General features: G+C 66.0%; 18 protein-coding genes. 12 read left to right on the top strand and 6 right to left on the bottom strand.

All coding sequences use genetic code 11. The annotated features are described in order from the left end of the window. Window positions 1–20: 20 nt before the first annotated feature. Both PCK14_RS00295 and PCK14_RS00290 read left to right on the top strand, forming a co-directional pair. Complete coding sequence (locus PCK14_RS00295; RefSeq protein WP_269936456.1) at window positions 21–1,556, top strand: DUF3604 domain-containing protein; 1,536 nt, start codon at window positions 21–23, stop codon at window positions 1,554–1,556. 158 nt (window positions 1,557–1,714) lie between these two features. After that, on the top strand, window positions 1,715–2,350 hold the full coding sequence (locus PCK14_RS00290; RefSeq protein WP_269936455.1) for a DedA family protein: 636 nt from the start codon (window positions 1,715–1,717) through the stop codon (window positions 2,348–2,350). Here the strand turns inward: PCK14_RS00290 and PCK14_RS00285 are convergent. Beyond that, window positions 2,347–2,766: an Lrp/AsnC family transcriptional regulator gene (locus PCK14_RS00285; RefSeq protein ID WP_269936454.1), complete on the bottom strand. Its 420-nt coding sequence runs from the start codon at window positions 2,764–2,766 to the stop codon at window positions 2,347–2,349. The two genes, PCK14_RS00290 and PCK14_RS00285, sit on opposite strands and share 4 nt — an antisense overlap. 68 nt (window positions 2,767–2,834) lie before the next feature. Between PCK14_RS00285 and PCK14_RS00280 the strand changes: the two genes are divergently transcribed. From PCK14_RS00280 to PCK14_RS00265, 4 genes are all read left to right on the top strand, one after another. Beyond that, window positions 2,835–3,479 carry a LysE family transporter gene (locus tag PCK14_RS00280; protein ID WP_269936453.1) on the top strand — a complete coding sequence of 215 codons (645 nt, stop codon included), beginning with the start codon at window positions 2,835–2,837 and terminating at the stop codon, window positions 3,477–3,479. An 88-nt stretch (window positions 3,480–3,567) separates the two neighbouring features. Further along, window positions 3,568–4,530 carry a metal ABC transporter substrate-binding protein gene (locus PCK14_RS00275; RefSeq protein ID WP_269936452.1) on the top strand — a complete coding sequence of 321 codons (963 nt, stop codon included), beginning with the start codon at window positions 3,568–3,570 and terminating at the stop codon, window positions 4,528–4,530. Then, window positions 4,527–5,270 (top strand): metal ABC transporter ATP-binding protein, encoded by a 744-nt coding sequence (locus tag PCK14_RS00270; RefSeq protein ID WP_269936451.1) that lies wholly within the window; start codon window positions 4,527–4,529, stop codon window positions 5,268–5,270. The genes PCK14_RS00275 and PCK14_RS00270 overlap by 4 nt, the downstream gene beginning before the upstream one ends. 41 nt (window positions 5,271–5,311) lie before the next feature. After that, window positions 5,312–6,157 (top strand): metal ABC transporter permease, encoded by an 846-nt coding sequence (locus tag PCK14_RS00265; RefSeq protein ID WP_442864651.1) that lies wholly within the window; start codon window positions 5,312–5,314, stop codon window positions 6,155–6,157. On the opposite strand, the gene PCK14_RS00260 is transcribed toward PCK14_RS00265, so the two are convergent. From PCK14_RS00260 to PCK14_RS00250, 3 genes are all read right to left on the bottom strand, one after another. Continuing rightward, on the bottom strand, window positions 6,147–6,716 hold the full coding sequence (locus PCK14_RS00260) for an NADPH-dependent FMN reductase (protein ID WP_269936449.1): 570 nt from the start codon (window positions 6,714–6,716) through the stop codon (window positions 6,147–6,149). The genes PCK14_RS00265 and PCK14_RS00260 overlap by 11 nt on opposite strands. 84 nt (window positions 6,717–6,800) lie before the next feature. Further along, window positions 6,801–7,445 (bottom strand): FMN-binding negative transcriptional regulator, encoded by a 645-nt coding sequence (locus tag PCK14_RS00255; RefSeq protein WP_269936448.1) that lies wholly within the window; start codon window positions 7,443–7,445, stop codon window positions 6,801–6,803. Between the two features lie 4 nt (window positions 7,446–7,449). Next, entirely contained in the window at window positions 7,450–8,370 is a 921-nt protein-coding gene (locus tag PCK14_RS00250) for a DMT family transporter (protein ID WP_269936447.1), read from the bottom strand. Between PCK14_RS00250 and PCK14_RS00245 the strand changes: the two genes are divergently transcribed. The 5 genes from PCK14_RS00245 to PCK14_RS00225 all read left to right on the top strand — a co-directional run bounded on the left by PCK14_RS00245 (window position 8,369) and on the right by PCK14_RS00225 (window position 13,130). Then, window positions 8,369–9,778 carry an aminotransferase-like domain-containing protein gene (locus tag PCK14_RS00245; protein ID WP_269936446.1) on the top strand — a complete coding sequence of 470 codons (1,410 nt, stop codon included), beginning with the start codon at window positions 8,369–8,371 and terminating at the stop codon, window positions 9,776–9,778. The two genes, PCK14_RS00250 and PCK14_RS00245, sit on opposite strands and share 2 nt — an antisense overlap. Window positions 9,779–9,908: 130 nt before the next feature. Continuing rightward, window positions 9,909–11,297 carry a hypothetical protein gene (locus PCK14_RS00240; protein ID WP_269936445.1) on the top strand — a complete coding sequence of 463 codons (1,389 nt, stop codon included), beginning with the start codon at window positions 9,909–9,911 and terminating at the stop codon, window positions 11,295–11,297. After that, window positions 11,248–12,252 carry a phosphoribosylaminoimidazolesuccinocarboxamide synthase gene (locus PCK14_RS00235; protein ID WP_269936444.1) on the top strand — a complete coding sequence of 335 codons (1,005 nt, stop codon included), beginning with the start codon at window positions 11,248–11,250 and terminating at the stop codon, window positions 12,250–12,252. Before PCK14_RS00240 ends, PCK14_RS00235 begins: the two co-directional genes overlap by 50 nt. A 15-nt stretch (window positions 12,253–12,267) precedes the next feature. Further along, window positions 12,268–12,576, top strand: coding sequence for an AbrB/MazE/SpoVT family DNA-binding domain-containing protein (locus PCK14_RS00230; RefSeq protein WP_269936443.1), 309 nt, complete (start codon window positions 12,268–12,270; stop codon window positions 12,574–12,576). Continuing rightward, the gene (locus PCK14_RS00225) at window positions 12,567–13,130 is read left to right on the top strand and encodes a hypothetical protein (RefSeq protein ID WP_269936442.1); all 564 of its coding nucleotides are present in this window, start codon (window positions 12,567–12,569) and stop codon (window positions 13,128–13,130) included. Before PCK14_RS00230 ends, PCK14_RS00225 begins: the two co-directional genes overlap by 10 nt. Before the next feature lie 10 nt (window positions 13,131–13,140). Here PCK14_RS00225 and PCK14_RS00220 read toward each other — a convergent pair whose 3' ends face one another. Next, window positions 13,141–13,824, bottom strand: coding sequence for a TetR/AcrR family transcriptional regulator C-terminal domain-containing protein (locus PCK14_RS00220; RefSeq protein WP_269936441.1), 684 nt, complete (start codon window positions 13,822–13,824; stop codon window positions 13,141–13,143). A 94-nt stretch (window positions 13,825–13,918) separates the two neighbouring features. Here PCK14_RS00220 and PCK14_RS00215 point away from each other — a divergent pair, with 94 nt between their 5' ends. Beyond that, on the top strand, window positions 13,919–14,947 hold the full coding sequence (locus PCK14_RS00215) for an NAD(P)-dependent alcohol dehydrogenase (RefSeq protein WP_269936440.1): 1,029 nt from the start codon (window positions 13,919–13,921) through the stop codon (window positions 14,945–14,947). A gap of 69 nt (window positions 14,948–15,016) precedes the next feature. On the opposite strand, the gene PCK14_RS00210 is transcribed toward PCK14_RS00215, so the two are convergent. Next, window positions 15,017–16,474: a DHA2 family efflux MFS transporter permease subunit gene (locus tag PCK14_RS00210; protein ID WP_269936439.1), complete on the bottom strand. Its 1,458-nt coding sequence runs from the start codon at window positions 16,472–16,474 to the stop codon at window positions 15,017–15,019. Window positions 16,475–16,542: the final 68 nt, after the last annotated feature.

Genomic DNA, 16,542 nt, shown 5'->3' with positions numbered 1-16,542 from the left:
ACAGACTTGGAGCGTTGCTTGTGACACTGATTCGACCCCGCTCGGGCCTTGCTGCCTATTCCGGGATGGCCGCCTACGCGGGGGACCTGCACAACCACTGTGCCATCAGCTACGGGCACGGAACCCTGGCCGATGCCTACGCGAATGCGCAGCTGCAGCTGGACTTCGGCACCGTCACCGGCCACGCCGCCTGGCACGACATGCCCAGCGAGCCACCGCACGTCAGCGGCTACCACAGCGCAGGCTTTGAGCGGCTGCGCGGCCACTGGCCTGAGGTCCAGCGCATGACCGAGGCGGTCAACGTGGACGGGCAGTTTGTCTCCCTGCTGTCCTTTGAGTGGCACAGCATGACGTACGGCGACCACTGCGTCTACTACAAGTCCGGCACGGGACCGCTGGAACCGGCCCAGGCGCAGAGCCTGGCTGAACTCAAGGACGTGCTTCGCGGCCTCTGCGCGGCCGGGCTGGAGGCATTCGTGATCCCGCACCACATCGGCTACCGCGCCGACCGGCGCGGCATCAACTGGGGCACCTACGATCCCGAGCTTTCCCCCGTGGTGGAGCTGGTCTCCATGCACGGCTGCGGCGAAAGCGCCGACGCGCCCCGGAACTACCTGCACACCATGGGCCCGCGCGACGCCGGCAGCATGGCGGACCGCGGCCTGGACCTCGGCAACACGTTTGGCTTCATCGGTTCCACAGACCACCACAGCGCCCACCCCGGCAGCCACGGCCACGGCCGCGCCATGGTCTGGGCCAAGGAACTGACGCGCGAGGGCATCTGGGACGCCATCAAGAACCGCCGCAGCTACGCAGTTACGGGGGACCGGATCATGCTGGCCACCAGCATCGACGGGCACCCCATGGGCGCCGAATACAGCAACGCCGGAACCAGGGCAATATCTGTCGAGGTGCTGGGCGGGGACACCGTGGACTATGTGGAAGTCCTGCGCAACAACGAGGTCATCGCCAAGGCCGGCCCGCAGGCCAAGGAATCCTTCGAGTTCGACGGCATGCTCGCTGTCAGCGTCGGCTGGGGCGAGGTGGGTGTGCTGAACAAGTGGGATGTCCAGCTTGAAATCCGGGGCGGGCGCATCGAGGGCGTGGAGCCGCGCTTCCACGGCTACGACATTGTGGAACCCAGCTCCGAGGAGCCCGAGTCCTTCAGCTTCTCCCGCTGGGAGCAGCAGGATGCCCAGCACCTGAGCTTTGGCACCGAGACCAACGGCAACCCCAACGTGGTCACCGACGCCACCCAACAAATGGCCCTGCACGTGGTGGGCGACGCCAACACGGTCCTGTCCGTGACGTTCAACGGCAAAACGGTCCAGCGGACCGTCGCCGAACTGCTCCGCGGCCCCGCATCCGAATACCTGGGCGGTTTCCTCACCGGAGCCCTGCTCATGCACCGTGCGGTGCCCCACGCGGCACGGCACGTGGCACTGGAACTGGCCGACGCCGGATCCGGCGCCCCGCGTGACCAGTACTACGCCCGCGTGCGCCAGCACAACGACCAGTACGCCTGGGGATCGCCCACCTTCGTCCACGCCGCATAGCCCCACGCCGCCGTCGATTGCTCGAGCCGGACGCCCTGTGGTCAGGGTTTCCCCGGGGGAGAATGGGGGGATTCCCCCATGGCGGCACGGGCGCCCCGTCCGTAGCGTTGTCTTTATGGACTTCAAAGCCTCATTCTTCACGCCGGCGGGCCGCCACCATGACTGAGATGCTGCTGGCTGCGGCGGAACAGCCCTGGATCTACGCGGCCGTTGCCCTGGCCTGCCTCATTGACGGCTTTTTCCCCCCGATCCCCAGCGAGGCCATCGTGGTTGGCCTGGCCTCGCTCGGGGCATCACAGGGCGGGCACGGCCTGTGGCTGCTTCTGCTGACGGCCGTGCTCGGAGCCTTCGCGGGCGACAACCTTGCGTACCTGCTGGGACGCGGAATGGGCACGGCGCGGTTCAAGTGGATGCGGCGCCCGCTCATGCAGCGCGCCTTCTCCCAGGCGGGCAGGGAACTGAAACTGAGGCCCGTCAGCATGCTGCTGGTGGCCCGCTTTGTGCCCGTGGCGAGAGTGGCCGTCAACCTCACGGCCGGGGCAACCGGCTACCGCTACCGCCGGTTTGCGGCCGTCTCGGCCCTGTCAGCCACGCTGTGGGGTGCCTATTCCGTGGGCATTGGTGCCTTGGCGGGGGCGTGGCTGCAAGAGTATCCCGTGTGGGGCCTGGTCATCGCCATCGTGGTTGCTGGCGCACTTGGATTGTTCATCGACAAGGTGGCTGCAGCCCTGCGGGGTCGGCGCGGGCGGCGCCAGGTTGCCCCTTCCAGGCAGCTTCAGGATGCCCGGAACTAGCGCAGCGCGAGCCTGGTCTGGGTTTGTGCCGCGCCGCCCTCGGACTTGAGCCGCCGCAACAACTGGTCCAGTGCCCTGGTGCTGGGCACCACGGCGTGCACCAGGTAGTCATAGGGTCCGGTGACATGCACGGCGTCGCGCACTGCGGACACCGTCCGGGTCCAGGCGAGGAACGCTTGCGAGTCGGCTTCGGCACCCAGCCGCACATCAATGTACGCCTCCAGCGCCGGGCCGGCAGCGGGGAGATCGGCGGCCAGGATGGCCTGGTAGCCCACAATGACCCCGTCGTTCTCAAGGCGACGCATGCGGGCGGCGGCCGCGTTGGTGCTCAGCCCAATTCGCCGCCCCAAGTCACTGAATGAAATGCGTGCATCGTGGGTCAGAATACTGAGAATAGTTTCGTCTATGGCATCCATGCAGTGATTCTAGTGGCAGCACAGCAGATGTTGCTGTCACGGCGGAGTTCGGCATGCATGCTGGCTTGATGGAAACAATTGTGGCGTTCGGTGCAGGAATCGTGGCGGGGCTGGGAGTTGCTGCCCCGCTGGGGGCCGTGGGCATCCTGTTGCTGCAGGAAGGCATGGCATGGGGCTACCGGGCGGCCGCCCCGGCTGCGGCTGCCGTGGCGTCCGTCGACGCGGCGTACTGCATCCTTGCCCTGGTCCTGGGGGCCGCAGCCGCGCCGGCCATTGCCGCCCTTGGCCCGTGGCCGGCCTTGTTGGGCGGGGCCGTGCTTCTGGTGCTCGGCGGCTTGGGACTGGCTAGGACATTCAAAGGCGCACAGGCATCCAACGGTGGCAAGGCTCCGCAGGCAGCCGGCCGGACACGGCGGTTCCTGGCCTTCGCGGCACTGACGGCGATCAACCCCGCCACGCTGCTGTACTTCATCGCCCTCACCGCCGGCCTGGGCGGGCGCGCTGGTTCGCTGGGCCAGGCCGCCGCCTTCACGGCAGGTGTGGCGCTGGCATCCCTTGCGTGGCAGTCGGGCCTCGTCCTGGCTGGAGGACTATTCTCCGGCCGCTTGGGTTCCGGGGCCAGTCGCTGGGCCGGCGGCGTTGGCCACGGCTCCGTTGTTCTGCTGGGCCTGGCCGCCTTGGCTGCGGGTGTGGGCGGGTGGCACACCCCTTAGCGGCGGGTGGCATCACCGCAACCGGACCATTACGCATTTCGGGATTCCACCATTTGAAGTTTCGGCTTGCCTAAATTATTCTCATGGCATGACGCACAACCACCTCGGGCAGCGCCGCCCCCTCCGCCTCTCACTTGCAGCCGGCATTGCCGCCTGCGCCCTTGCCCTTGCGGCCTGCGGAGCCCCCGCCAATGGTGCCGGGGCCGACGGCGGGAGCCGCCCGGTGGTGTTGACAACCTTCACCGTGCTGGCCGACATCGCCCAGAATGTGGCGGGGGACAAGCTGACCGTCGAGTCTGTCACCAAGGCCGGGGCGGAGATCCACGGCTACGAACCCACCCCGGGCGACATCCGCCGGGCCGGCAAGGCAGACCTGATCCTGGACAACGGCCTGGGGCTGGAGGCGTGGTTTGAAAAATTCGTGCAGGACCTTGACGCGCCCCATGTGGTGGTTTCCGACGGCATAGAGGTGGTTGACATTGCCGAGGACAAGTACAAGGACCTGCCCAATCCGCACGCGTGGATGTCGCCGGCCAACGTCCAAATCTACGTTGACAACATGGTGCAGGCCTTCAAGGACCTGGACCCGGCCAACGCCGCCTACTTCGAGGCCAACGGCGCCGCGTACAAGGGGAAGCTGCAGGAAGTCCAGGACGAACTCCTCAAGGACTTGTCGGTCCTTCCCGCCAACCAGCGTGCCCTGGTGAGCTGTGAGGGCGCGTTCTCCTACCTGGCCCGCGATGCCGGCCTGACCGAGAAGTACATTTGGGCCGTCAACGCCGAACAGCAGGCCACACCGCAGCAAATCGCCGGGGCCATTGACTTTGTCCGCGCCAACGACGTCCCTGCCGTCTTCTGTGAGTCCACCGTTTCCGCGGCCCCCATGGAGCGCGTCGTCGAAGCCACGGACGCCGTGTTCGGCGGGACCCTCTACGTGGACTCCCTGTCGGAACCCGACGGCCCGGTGCCCACCTACCTGGAGTTGATCCGCCACGATGCCAAGGTCATTGCCGAGGGCCTGACCGGCGCAAGCAAGGAAGTGAAGCCATGACCGCCGCCATCGACGTCGACTCCATCAGCGTCCACTACGGGGATGTGCTGGCCCTGGACCAGGCCACCCTGCGGCTCGACAAGGGCAAAATCTGTGGCCTGGTCGGCATGAACGGTTCGGGCAAGTCAACCCTGTTCAAGGCGATCATGGGGCTGGTTAAGCCCGACGCCGGAACGGTCACCATATCGGGCGGGCCGCCATCGAAAGCCCGGAAGTCCGGCGTCGTCAGCTATGTGCCGCAAAGCGAGGACGTGGATTGGCAGTTCCCACTGTCGGTCCACGACGTAGTCATGATGGGCCGCTATGGCCACATGGGCTTTACGCGCCGCCCCCGCCGGGCCGACCGGCTGGCGGTTGCCGAAGCGCTGGAGCGGGTGGAGCTCACCAACTTCGCCCAGCGGCAGATCGGCCAGCTCTCAGGCGGCCAGCGCAAGCGCGCCTTCGTGGCCCGCGGGATCGCCCAGGGCGCCACCACGTTGCTGCTGGATGAGCCGTTTGCCGGCGTCGACAAGCGCTCCGAAGCCACCATTTGCACGCTGCTTAAGGAATTGGCGGCGGACGGGGCAACCATCCTGGTCTCCACGCACGACCTGCACGCCCTGCCGGATCTCGCCGACGAAGCCGTGCTGCTCATGCGCCGGGTCCTCATGCACGGGGCGCCGTCCAAGGTCCTGCAACCGGAAAACCTTGCCCTGGCCTTTGGCCTTGACGTCATGAACCGAAATGGATCCCCGCTGTGAGCATCTTCGAATTCCTGCTGGAGCCCTTCGACTTCGTGTTCATGCAGCGGGCGCTTGCCGTCACTGTGGTGGCCGCCGTCGTGTGCGCCGTGCTGTCCTGCTGGCTGGTCCTGATCGGCTGGTCGCTCATGGGCGACGCCGTCTCGCACGCCGTGCTGCCCGGCGTGGTCCTGGCTTACATTGTGGGCATCCCCTTCGCCGTGGGGGCCGTGCTGTTCGGCTTCCTGGCCGTGGGCTTGATCGGGGCCGTGCGGGACACCAGCCGGGTCAAGGAAGACGCGGCCATAGGCATTGTCTTCACGACCCTCTTTGCGCTGGGCCTGGTCCTGATCTCGGTCACGCCCAGCCAGACGGACCTGTCCCACATCATCTTCGGCAATCTGCTGGGGCTCAGCCACCAGGACCTTGTCCAGGTCCTGGTGCTCGGGGCCTTCACGCTGGGCATCCTGCTGCTCAAGCGCCGCGATTTCACCTTGTTTGCCTTCGATCCCACCCACGCCCACGCCATCGGCCTGAACCCGCGCCTGCTGGGAGCTTTCCTGCTGGGACTGCTGGCACTGACCTCGGTGGTGGCGCTGCAGGCCGTGGGCGTGGTGCTTGTGGTCGCCATGCTCATCATCCCCGGGGCCACGGCGTACCTGCTCACGGACCGCTTTGGCAGGATGCTCCTGCTTGCGCCGGCAATATCCGCCGCGTGCGCCGTCGTCGGGCTTTACGCCAGCTACTACCTTGATGCAGCCTCCGGCGGCATGGTTGTGCTGGCCCAGGGCACGGCCTTTGCCGTGGTGTACCTTTTCAGCCCGCGACACGGCCTAGTGGCCACCCGCCTTGCCGCATCGCGGCGCAGGCGGGTGGCGGCAGGAACGGCGCTGCGGCCTACACCGTGATCTGCTGTGCACCCACCACCTTGGCCACGAACAGGTGGAACTCCTTGAGCCAGTTGCGCAGGAACTCCTCGCTCGAAGCGTCGGTGACGTTGCCGTCGTCGTCAATGAGCCCCTCCGTGAAATGGATGTAGGCCTCGGGGTTGGCCAACTCGGGCGAGTTCACAAAGGAGAGGATGCTGCGCAGGTGCTGCTGGGCCACGGCGGTGCTTACGTTGCCGGGGGAGGTTCCCGTCACGGCCGAGGGCTTCTTGGCAAACGAGTTGGTCCCCCAGGGCCGCGAACCCCAGTCAATGGCGTTCTTCAGGACACCCGGGATGCTGCGGTTGTACTCGGGGGTCACGAACAGCAGTGCGTCCACGGCGGCCACGGCGTCCTTGAACGCACGGCCTTCCGGCGGGTAGTCGGCGTCGTAGTCGCGGCTGTACAGTGGCAGCCCGCCGATCGGGATGTCCACCAGCTCCAGCTCCGGCGGGGCCAGCTTGACCAGCGCCTTTGCCAGCTTGCGGTTGATGGAATCGGATGCCAGGCTCCCCACGAAAACGCCCACCTTGTAACTCATGGCTTGTCCCTCCAGGATTGTGTTGGCGGACGGCTGCCCGCAGGGCAAATGTAGTCCTGTCCGGGCCGCTTGCACACCCCCATTTCAAAGTACGACGCCGGGCACCTCACCTTTGCGGGCATTGGCCACCAGGGCGGCCATGGCGTGCTCTCCGTGGCCATGCAATCCCTCCACGAGGCCCGGAATGTCGTTGACGGGCCGGTTCTGGCTCAGCTTGGCCTTGGCTTCAATTCTGGTGATGACCAGCTCCACGCCCACAATGGCCCGCAGCTGGCCTGCCACGTAGCGGGCAGGGGCGTCCTCCACCGTCCAGGGGCGCTCCTTGTCCGCCTCGTTCAAGTTGCTCAGGGCCCTGAGCTGCTGCATGAGCCAGTCCGGGTCCTCGTGGATGACGAGCTCGCCGTACACGTGGGCAGTCAGGTAGTTCCATGTCGGAACCACGCGGCCGTGCTCAGTCTTGGCCGCATACCAGGACGGCGAGATGTAGGCATCCGCTCCCTGGACGATGGCCAGGGCTTCGCCCAACGCAGCTTCGGCCCATTGGCTGTTGTTCCTGGCCACGTGCATGTGCAGGGCCCCGTGCTCCCCAATGGATGGATCATGGGTGAACGGCAGCAGCGTGGCCAGCAGGCCTCCGGCAGTGGCGGTGACCAGGTTGGCTGCGCCCGGGCGGCCCAGGAGTTCCTGGATGGCGGCGGGGCTGGCGGCGAAGTGTTCAGGGGTGTACATGGGTTCAGCTGCTTTCCCGGGTGCGGACGGCAAGGGTGGCGCACAGGATCACGGCCACTGCGCCAAGGGTGGTGTTCAAGGTCAGGGCCTCACCGAGGATCAGCCAAGCCGCGATGATGCTCAGGACCGGCTGGACAAGCTGGATCTGGCTGACCTGGGCCATGGGACCAATCGCCAGCCCGCGGTACCAGGCAAAGAATCCCAGAAACATGCTCACCACGCCCAGGTAGGCAAAGGAAGCCCATTGCAACGCAGTGGCTGACGGCGGCGCCTGGGCCACGGACACCAGCATCAGGACTGTCATGAGGGGTGCTGCGATGACCAAGGCCCAGGAAACCGTCTGCCAGGCGCCGAGTTCGCGGGCCAACAGGCCGCCTTCCGCATAGCCGATCGCGCCGGCCAGGACGGCCCCGAACAACAGCAAGTCCGCCCCGCCAACGGAGCCCATTCCTCCCGGCTGCAGCAAGGCGAAGCCGACGGCGGCCACGGCACCAGCGGCGGTGGCCCGCCAAAAGGCCCTCGACGGGCGTTCGTGACCGCGCAGCACAGCTGCTGTTGCCGTGGCCGCAGGCAGCAGTGCAATGACAACCGCTGCGTGGCTGGCCGGAACGGATGCAAGCGCCATTGAGCTGAGCAAGGGGAACCCGAAAACAATGCCGGCGGCGATGACGCCCAACCGCAGCCACTGCTTCCCCTGGGGCAGTGGCTGCCTGGCAAGCGTGAGGGCCAGGGCGGCCAGGATGGCGGCGAGCACGGCGCGTCCGGAACCAACAAACAGGGGTGACAGCCCGCCAACGGCCAGTCGGGTCAAGGGAACTGTGAGGGAGAAGGCCGCCACACCGAGCAGGCCCCAGAGGATTCCATTGCGGCTGCGGTCCGGTATCACTGCGCTGCGATTGACAGTAGCGCTATCATTGAGTCTCATGGACAACGATAGCAGCTCCCGCATTGTGGCACGACTGCGGGAAATCATCTCCACCCAGGCGCCAGGCTCCAAGCTTCCTTCAACCAGGGCACTCGTTGCCGAATTTCAGGCGAGCCCGGTCACGGTGCAGAAGGCCCTGGCTACTTTGGCCGCCCAGGGGCTGCTCGAGAGCCGCCCCGGCGTGGGAACCTTTGTGCGCGCTGTCCGGAAGGCCCGCCCTTCGGACTACGGGTGGCAAAGCGCCGCACTGGGTTCACCCAGTGCGCTGCCCTCATCCGCCTCGACCACCATGCGCAGCGTTTCCAACGAGGCCATCTCCTTCCACTCGGGGTACCCGGACCGGGAACTGCTGCCGGAACGTCTTGTCCGGGCGGCGCTGGCCCGGGCCTCCCGAAGCGACGCTGCCCTGTCACGCCCACCCGTGGCCGGGATGCCCGAGCTGCAATCTTGGTTTGCACGGGAACTGGGCACCGCCACGCCGGCAGGAATCAACCCGCCAAGCCCCAGCGACGTGATTGTTCTGCCGGGAAGCCAAAGCGGGCTCAGCTCAATCTTCAGCGGCCTGGTGGGCCGCGGTCAGCCGCTGCTCATTGAATCGCCCTCCTACTGGGGTGCCATGCTGGCGGCCCGGAACGCCGGCGTCGTGCTCGTCCCCGTGCCCAGTGGCCCCGACGGCCCGGACCCCGAGGAGCTGTCCAGGGCGTTTGCCCGCACCGGCGCCCGGATGTTCTACGCGCAACCCCACTATGCCAACCCCACGGGCGCGCAGTGGTCGCCTGCCCGGTGCGAAGAGGTGCTGGAAATTGTGCGCCGCAACGGTGCGTTCCTGATCGAGGACGACTGGGCCCACGACTTTGGCATCGAAAGCACTCCCGTTCCCATTGCCGCCCGGGACGACGCCGGTCACGTCATCTACCTGCGCTCCCTGACCAAGAGCGTGTCCCCGGCCATCCGTGTTGCCGCCGTCATTGCGCGAGGCCCTGCCCGCGACCGCATCTTGGCCCAGCGGGGCGCCGAAACCATGTACGTCAGCGGACTGCTGCAAGCTGCAGCCCTCGATGTTGTCACCCAGCCCGGTTGGCAAACCCACCTCAGGGGCCTCCGGCAGCAGCTCCAGGCGCGTCGGGATCTTCTGGTCACCGGCATCCGCGAACATGCACCACAGGCACATCTTAACCGAATCCCCCGGGGCGGGCTCAACCTTTGGCTACGTCTGCCCGATGGCACCGACCTGGATCGCGTGAGTGAAGATTGCGAACGGGCAGGGGTCTTTGTCGCCGCCGGCACCGAATGGTTCCCGGCCGAGCCTGCCGGACCCTACCTCCGGCTCAACTTCTCCGGGCCCAACCCGGGGGCCTTCCCGGAGGGGGCACGCATCCTCGGGCAGGTGCTCGGTCAACACGGCTGAAGAACTCCTGTTTTCACCACTGCAACTTGACGATTGACAGCAAGTTCGGCCGGACGGAAACTTGGGGTATCAACAGCAAGGTGGCATTGGGCGCTGGGGAGCGTTGGGCCACCGGGGGCAGGGGGAAGTGATGTCTGCTGGGGTGGCGGATGTCGTTGCGGGCGCGGTCCGCGAGGTGGTTTCCGTTGTGCGGCCACCCACGTGGCGGGGGACGCCATTTCACCTCAACTATGTCTACACCGACCGTGAAGTTTCCGGGGCTGAACTGCTGGACATCCACAAGTGGGCTGCGGCGGAGCGGATTGAAAACCCGCGGATCATATCGCCCTTCGTGCTGGACTGGTCGTCGGTTTTCCACCCGCGCTTTTACCGGACTGCCGTTCGTTTGGGGGCGCCCTCCGGGACGGCACTCGCGCCACTTCATTTTGGGACCGGCCAGGCAGAGCTGGAGCGCCTGTGGCTCGAATCGGTGATGTTTCTGGCCTCGGTCACCCTTTCGGCAGCCGTGGTCCAGAAGCGCTACAGCGCCGGAACGCTGGCCAGCAAGTACGACCGTCTCTGGCAGGCCGGAAAGTACGCGGCGATGGGGCTGATTCCCGGCGTGGACGGGCAGGACATCATGGACCAGGTGCAAACCCTGGCCCACGGGATCAGCCTGGGCGAGCTGGACAGGCTGCTGGCCATCCGCCGCTGCTTTGAAGAAGTCATCAGCCATTTTGACGGCCCCGGCGAGGTCACCGAGGTTCACCTGACCCAGGGCGAAGTGCCGGCGGGACTGCGGCCCCGTTTCGCCTTCCTGCCGGAGCTGAAGGAGCGGATCGGCCCCGAGCTCGAATGCGTTGTGGTGTACGGATCCAGCATCAACAGCGACAACTTTGCCGACTACGACCTGGTCCTGGTGGTCAGGGATGCCGAATCGGTCCTGCGGAAACTCCATGGCACTTCTCCCAGCTTTGCCGGGAAGGAGCTCAACGTGGGTGTCTACTCTGCCCAGGAACTGTGGCGCATGCAGTGCCTGTCGGGGGACAACCTGGCCGACTACGGCCTGTGCATCTACGGAGAGGCGCGCGTGCCGGCAAAGGCCACGGCGGACCTGATGATGCGAAACCTCAGCTTCGGCATGGTGCGCCAAAGGCAGCAACTAGGAATGGTGGGTGCCGCCCTGGCCCACCGGCCGGACGCCGCGGACGGGCTGAACAACTTGTTCGAATACTTTGTGAAGATTCCGGCCAACATCGCCAAGGGCACCTTTGGGGCCGCGAACCAGCGGCTCAGCAAGAACCAGGTGCATGACTGGCTGGAATCAATCTGCGGATTCCGCACCACTGAGGCGCAGCAACTGGCACGCGATGGCGATCCCGGGCGTGCCCTGGCGCAATCCGCAGTGGCCACCGGAGCTGCACTCCGCGCCCTGAACCAGCTCTTCGGAATTGTCGGCCCGCAATTGTGCACTGAGACAGGAGAACCCCATGCCCACATCGACGCTTCACAGGAATCCGGCCGCCAGCCTCATCCTTGACCAATGCCACGACCTGGAACTGGACGTGCAGCTGGTGGCCAGCACACCGGAACTGGTCACCCTGAGCGGGCCAAGCGGCGAGCCGCTGCATGTTGGCCTGGACCACCAGCGGCATTCCTTCATGGACCAGGTACTGCAGCAGGTCCATTTTGATTTCACCCAGCTGCCGCTTCTCGTTCTGGGCGACAGCAAGGAGATCCGCCTGTTGACACCCAAGATCGCCCTGGCCCGGCTCCTGCCCACCCTGTACTCGTTCACCAACAACAGGTACGGGGTGGTGGAGGGGACGGAGGCCATCCGGGCCAGGTTCTCGGCCGAAATCTTCAGGTCCATGGCGGTGGCCCCGGGAAACTTCCGTCTCTCCTCGGCTTTCCTGTCACTGGTGGAATCGCCGCAGGGGCCCCTGCTGGCCGAGCGCAGGGTGCAGGTGTGCAACCTGGAGACCCGGGTCAAGCGATACCACATTGGTTCACCCATCCACCGCTACCTCTTCACCGAGGAGCACCCAACCGTCGCCGGACCCGCGCTGCAGCGCTGGGAACGGTTTGCGGAACCCGTTGTCTGCTTCGACTGGCGGCACCCGCTGACAGACCGGGAAGGCAACCGGCTGGCCGACGAGCCCCTGCCCGACGACTACGCCGCCCTGTGGACCCGCGATGTGCAGCTGGCCAAGCGCCTGGCCCGGGACACCTTTGCCTGGCTGGAGGAATTCTTCACCGCCGGGGGACTGAAGCTCATCGACATCTGCTTCTTCATCGACCAGGACAGCGGCACCGTCTACGGGGAAATCAGCCCCGACTGCATGCGGGTGCGCACCCATGCCGCCGATGATGCAGAGGCCCTCGACAAGGACCAGTGGCGCAGCGGCGGCGGGCCCGATTCCATTCTTGAACGCTACGCCCGGCTCCACACCATGTTGTTTGGGCCATCACTTCCCGTCAACCCGAAACAGTGAAAAGGAGATGCCATCATGAGCACCATGACCATCAAGAACACCCGCACGAAGGTTTCGCCCGGGGGTGTCATCACCTTGCCGGTGTCCGCTCGAAAGGCCCTGGGCATGGAGCCCAAGACCGGCTCGCGCGTGACCGTGGCGGTCAAGGGCAATGCCGTGCTGCTGGCACCCGCCACGAAGGACGGCGGATTCCGGGTTTCCCCCGCTGGCCAAATGGAGGTCCGTGGCGATGCCCTGAAGGTTCTCGAGGGAGGCAAGGCGCGCCACTTCTACCTTGAACTCGACGACGAATCGCACACGGTTGCCCTGCACCCGTGGGAGTAACGCGCAAGGCGTTGCCGCGGTTTGACGGCGTGGTCGGCATCGACGGCCACGACGGCACCGGCAAGACCACGATCGCCGTCAACGTCGCAGCCCAATTGGGCATGTTGTACCTGCGGCCCTTTGGTGGCAGCCGCGGGCAGGACCTGAGCCGGGCCAGTGCGGAGGGGGACACCGAGTCGGTCCTTCGCATTGGCGCATCGGCTCTGGAGCACGCCCTCCAGTCCGCGGCCGGCACGGGACCAACCATCCTGGACAGGTCCTGGCTGACGGTGGCGTCCCTGGTGGATGACGCCGTTTTCCAGGCCCGATGGACGTTGTGGATCCCCACCGTCCTGTGCTGGGCGGACCTTCCCACTACCCTGGACCGGCTGGCCACGCGGGATGAAGCTGCCGAATCCGTCGACTGGCATCGGCACTACATAGCCAGATACAAAGCCATCGCCGCGGCGAACGAATGCCCGCTCGTGGACACCTCCCGCGCCGGCGAGAAGGAGTCAACCACCGAAATGGCGGAAGCCGTACTCGCGCTGCTCAACCATGCCCGGCCGCACTGACCGCGCCGTTTCAGCCGGCGGGTTCCGGAAGCCAGCGCGACAAGGCATCAAGAATGGCCGACAGGCCAATTTCAAACTCGTCCCCGAAGTCATAGCCGGGCTTGAGCACATGTTCGGTGGCGATCTCCACCATGTATGGATACTCGCCCGTGGAAAACAGCTCCACGATGGGAGCCGTGACTGACGCGGCCGTGTCCTTTCCCCTGAAGGGCAACGCCGCCTCCTGGAGGGCGAAGCCATAGATGTAACTGTCCAGGAGGGCATAGGCATGTGCCGTGAGGGCCACGGAAAAACCCGCACGCCGCAGCACCCCCAAGGTTGCCTCGTGGTGGCGCAGGGTCGCCGGCCCGGGTGAGGTCCTGGACTCCAGCAAGCCGGTGGCCCATGGATGGCGGCGCAGCGCGTCGCGGACCGAAACTGCCCGGCTCCGCATCTCGGATTGCCACGACCCCGCCTCGGACGGCAGGGAAACCTCGCTGAACACAAGTTCCACGAGGGCGTCCAAAATGGCGCCCTTGTTGGGAAAGTAGTAGTAGAGCGACATTGGCTTGACGCCGAGTTCCTGCGCGAGCGAGCGCATGGTCAGCGCAGCAATTCCCGAGTTGTCGGCGATTGCCACGGCCATTCCGAGCACCCGCCCACGGCTCAGGGGGTTGCGTTCCGGGGCGGCTGCGCCCACTTCTGCCGTTTCCATCCACCTAGGCTATCGCATTTTCGTACACCGTAAGATACGATTTCTTACTAAGTAAGGTGAAGTGTTCCAGCGGCAACCACTGAGAGGGAAAGCCATGAAAAACAAGGTTCAGGCCGGTGCACAGGCGGATGGGAGGGCAGCGGGCGAAACAGATTCCATGCGCGCCGCCGTGCGGGAAGTTTATGGCCCGGCAGATGTCATTCACGAGTCCCGGCGGGCCCGGCCACGCATCAAGGCCGATGAGGTGCTCATCCGGGTTGGTGCCGCAGGACTGGACCGGGGGACCTGGCACATGATGACCGGCAAGCCCTATGCCATGCGCGCTGCAACCGGGCTGCGCCGGCCACGCAACCAGGTGCTTGGCCTCGATGTGGCAGGCACGGTGGCGGCGGTGGGGGCGGCTGTGACCCTGTTCCGGGAAGGGGATGAGGTTTTTGGCTTCGGCCAGGGATCGTTCGCGGAGTACACCGTCGCGAAGGAGCGGAAGCTGGCACCCATGCCGGCCGGGCTGTCCTTCGCCCAGGCTGCCGTGGTACCGGTTTCAGGGGCCACCGCCCTGCAGGCATTGCGCGATGCCGGGCGAATCCAAGCCGGGCAGAATGTACTCATCACAGGGGCCGGCGGTGGCGTGGGCAGCTACGCGGTCCAACTGGCCAAGGCCTTCGGCGCCACCGTCACGGGCGTGTGCAGTACAGCAAAAATGGAATTGGTCCGCTCGTTGGGGGCCGATCATGTCGTTGACTACACGCGCGAAGACTTTGCCGACGGCGGCCCCAAGTACGACCTCATCCTCGACTTCGCGGGTTCCCCGACACTGTCCCGCCTGCGCCGGGCGCTGGTACCCACCGGCACCGCCGTCATTGGGGGCAGCGAGCAGGGCGGGAACTTCACGGGACTGGGCCGGCAGCTTCGCGCCCTGGCCGTTTCTCCCTTTGTGCCCCAGAGATTCCTCATGCTGATCGCCGCCGAGCGCGGTCCGGACCTTGAGCAGCTCAGCGGATTCATTGCCGACGGCCACCTGACCCCATGCCTCGAGCGCAGCTATCCGCTGGCGCTGGTGGCGCAGGCCATGCGCCACCTGGAATCCGGGAGCGTCCGCGGCAAGGTGGCCATCACGCTTTGATCCAGGCGCACAAAAGGGCCAGGCCCGCCACCCCTGAATCTGGTGGCGGGCCTGGCCCTTCTTATGGTGTCAGTGCGCTTCGCTGGTGAGTTCCGCCTCGGCGGGCTCAGGCGCGGAGGAGGCTCCGGCGTCGGACTTGCCCATGAAGGCTGCGATGACAACGATGCCCAGGGAGACCACAGCGGCCACCATGAAGCCGCTGCTGAAGCCGCTGGCCTGGGCCTCGATGTCGCCCTTGCCGGCGGCAGCGGCAGCCACGGTTCCGGCCGACATGACGCCGACGAGCAACGCCGTTCCGGCCGCGCCACCGAGCTGCTGCAGCGTGGACAGCAGAGCAGAGCCATGCGAGTGCAGGGAGTGCGGCAGCGGGTTCAGGCCGGCCGTGAAGGCGGGGGTGAAGATGAACGCCAGGGCGATCGACATGAGCAGGTGCAGGCCAATGATGAGCAGCAGCGGAGTGGTTTCATTCAGCTGCGTGTAACCGAACAGGACAGCCGCAAGGAGCAAGCCACCGGGCATCAGCAGGGGGCGTGCGCCCACCTTGTCGAACAGCTTGCCCACCCACGGCGCCAGCAGGCCCATGAGCAGTCCGCCCGGGAGCAGGAGCAGGCCCGTGGTGAGCACGTCCAGGCCGCGCACGTTCTGCAGGTACATGGGCAGCAGGATGATGACGCCGAACAGGGCCAGCATGGCCATGACCATCAGGGCCAGGGCAAGCGTGAACTGGCGCTGCAGGAACGGGCGCATGTCCAGCAGGGCACTGTCGGTGCGCTGGAGTCGCAGCTGCAGGAGCACGAAGCCCACCAGGAAGACGATCGAGACACCCAGGGCGATCATGGCCACGGTGTGGGTGCGCGCGTCCGGGGAGCCGATGCCGCTGAGGCCGTAGACCAGGCCACCGAACGCCGGGATGGAGATCAACAGCGAGGGAACGGAGAGCCGGGACTTGCTGCGTTCGCCGTCGGTGGGCAGTAGGCGCGAGCCAATGATGAGCGCAATGATGGCCACGGGCAGCACCAGCAGGAACATGAAGCGCCAGGACAGCGAGTGCAGGATCAGGCCCGAAAGTGTGGGGCCAATGGCGGGTGCCACGGAGATGACAATGGAGACATTGCCCATGACGGCGCCGCGGCGGTGCGAAGGCACCAGGTCCAAGATGGTGGTCATGAGCAGCGGCATCATGATGGCCGTTCCAGACGCCTGGACCACGCGTGCGGCCAGGAGAACCTCAAAGCCCGGGGCCAGGCCGGCCAGCAGCGTGCCGGCGGAGAACAGGCCCATCGCCAGCATGAACACGGTGCGAATGGGCAGCCGGTTCAGCAGGAAGCCAGTGGTGGGAATGACCACGGACATGGTCAGCATGAAAGCGGTGGCCAGCCACTGGATGGCCGACGGCGTCACCTGGAATTCATGCATCAACTTCGGCAGCGCCACGTTCATGATGGTCTCGTTCAGGATCACGACGAAGGCCGACACGATCAGGACCGTAATGGTGGTGCGGTCCCTGGCGGACATTTTGTCCTGCACTTCCGTGCTTTTATCTGACTGCATAAGAATCCCAAATCCGTTGAGGATGAAAATTGCCGTGCCGGGCG

It is taken from the genome of Arthrobacter sp. HY1533 (assembly GCF_027568515.1).
In the GTDB taxonomy this organism is placed as follows: domain Bacteria; phylum Actinomycetota; class Actinomycetes; order Actinomycetales; family Micrococcaceae; genus Specibacter.
Note: the sequence above shows the minus strand (reverse complement) of the source record. Positions and strands in the feature narration are given on the sequence as shown.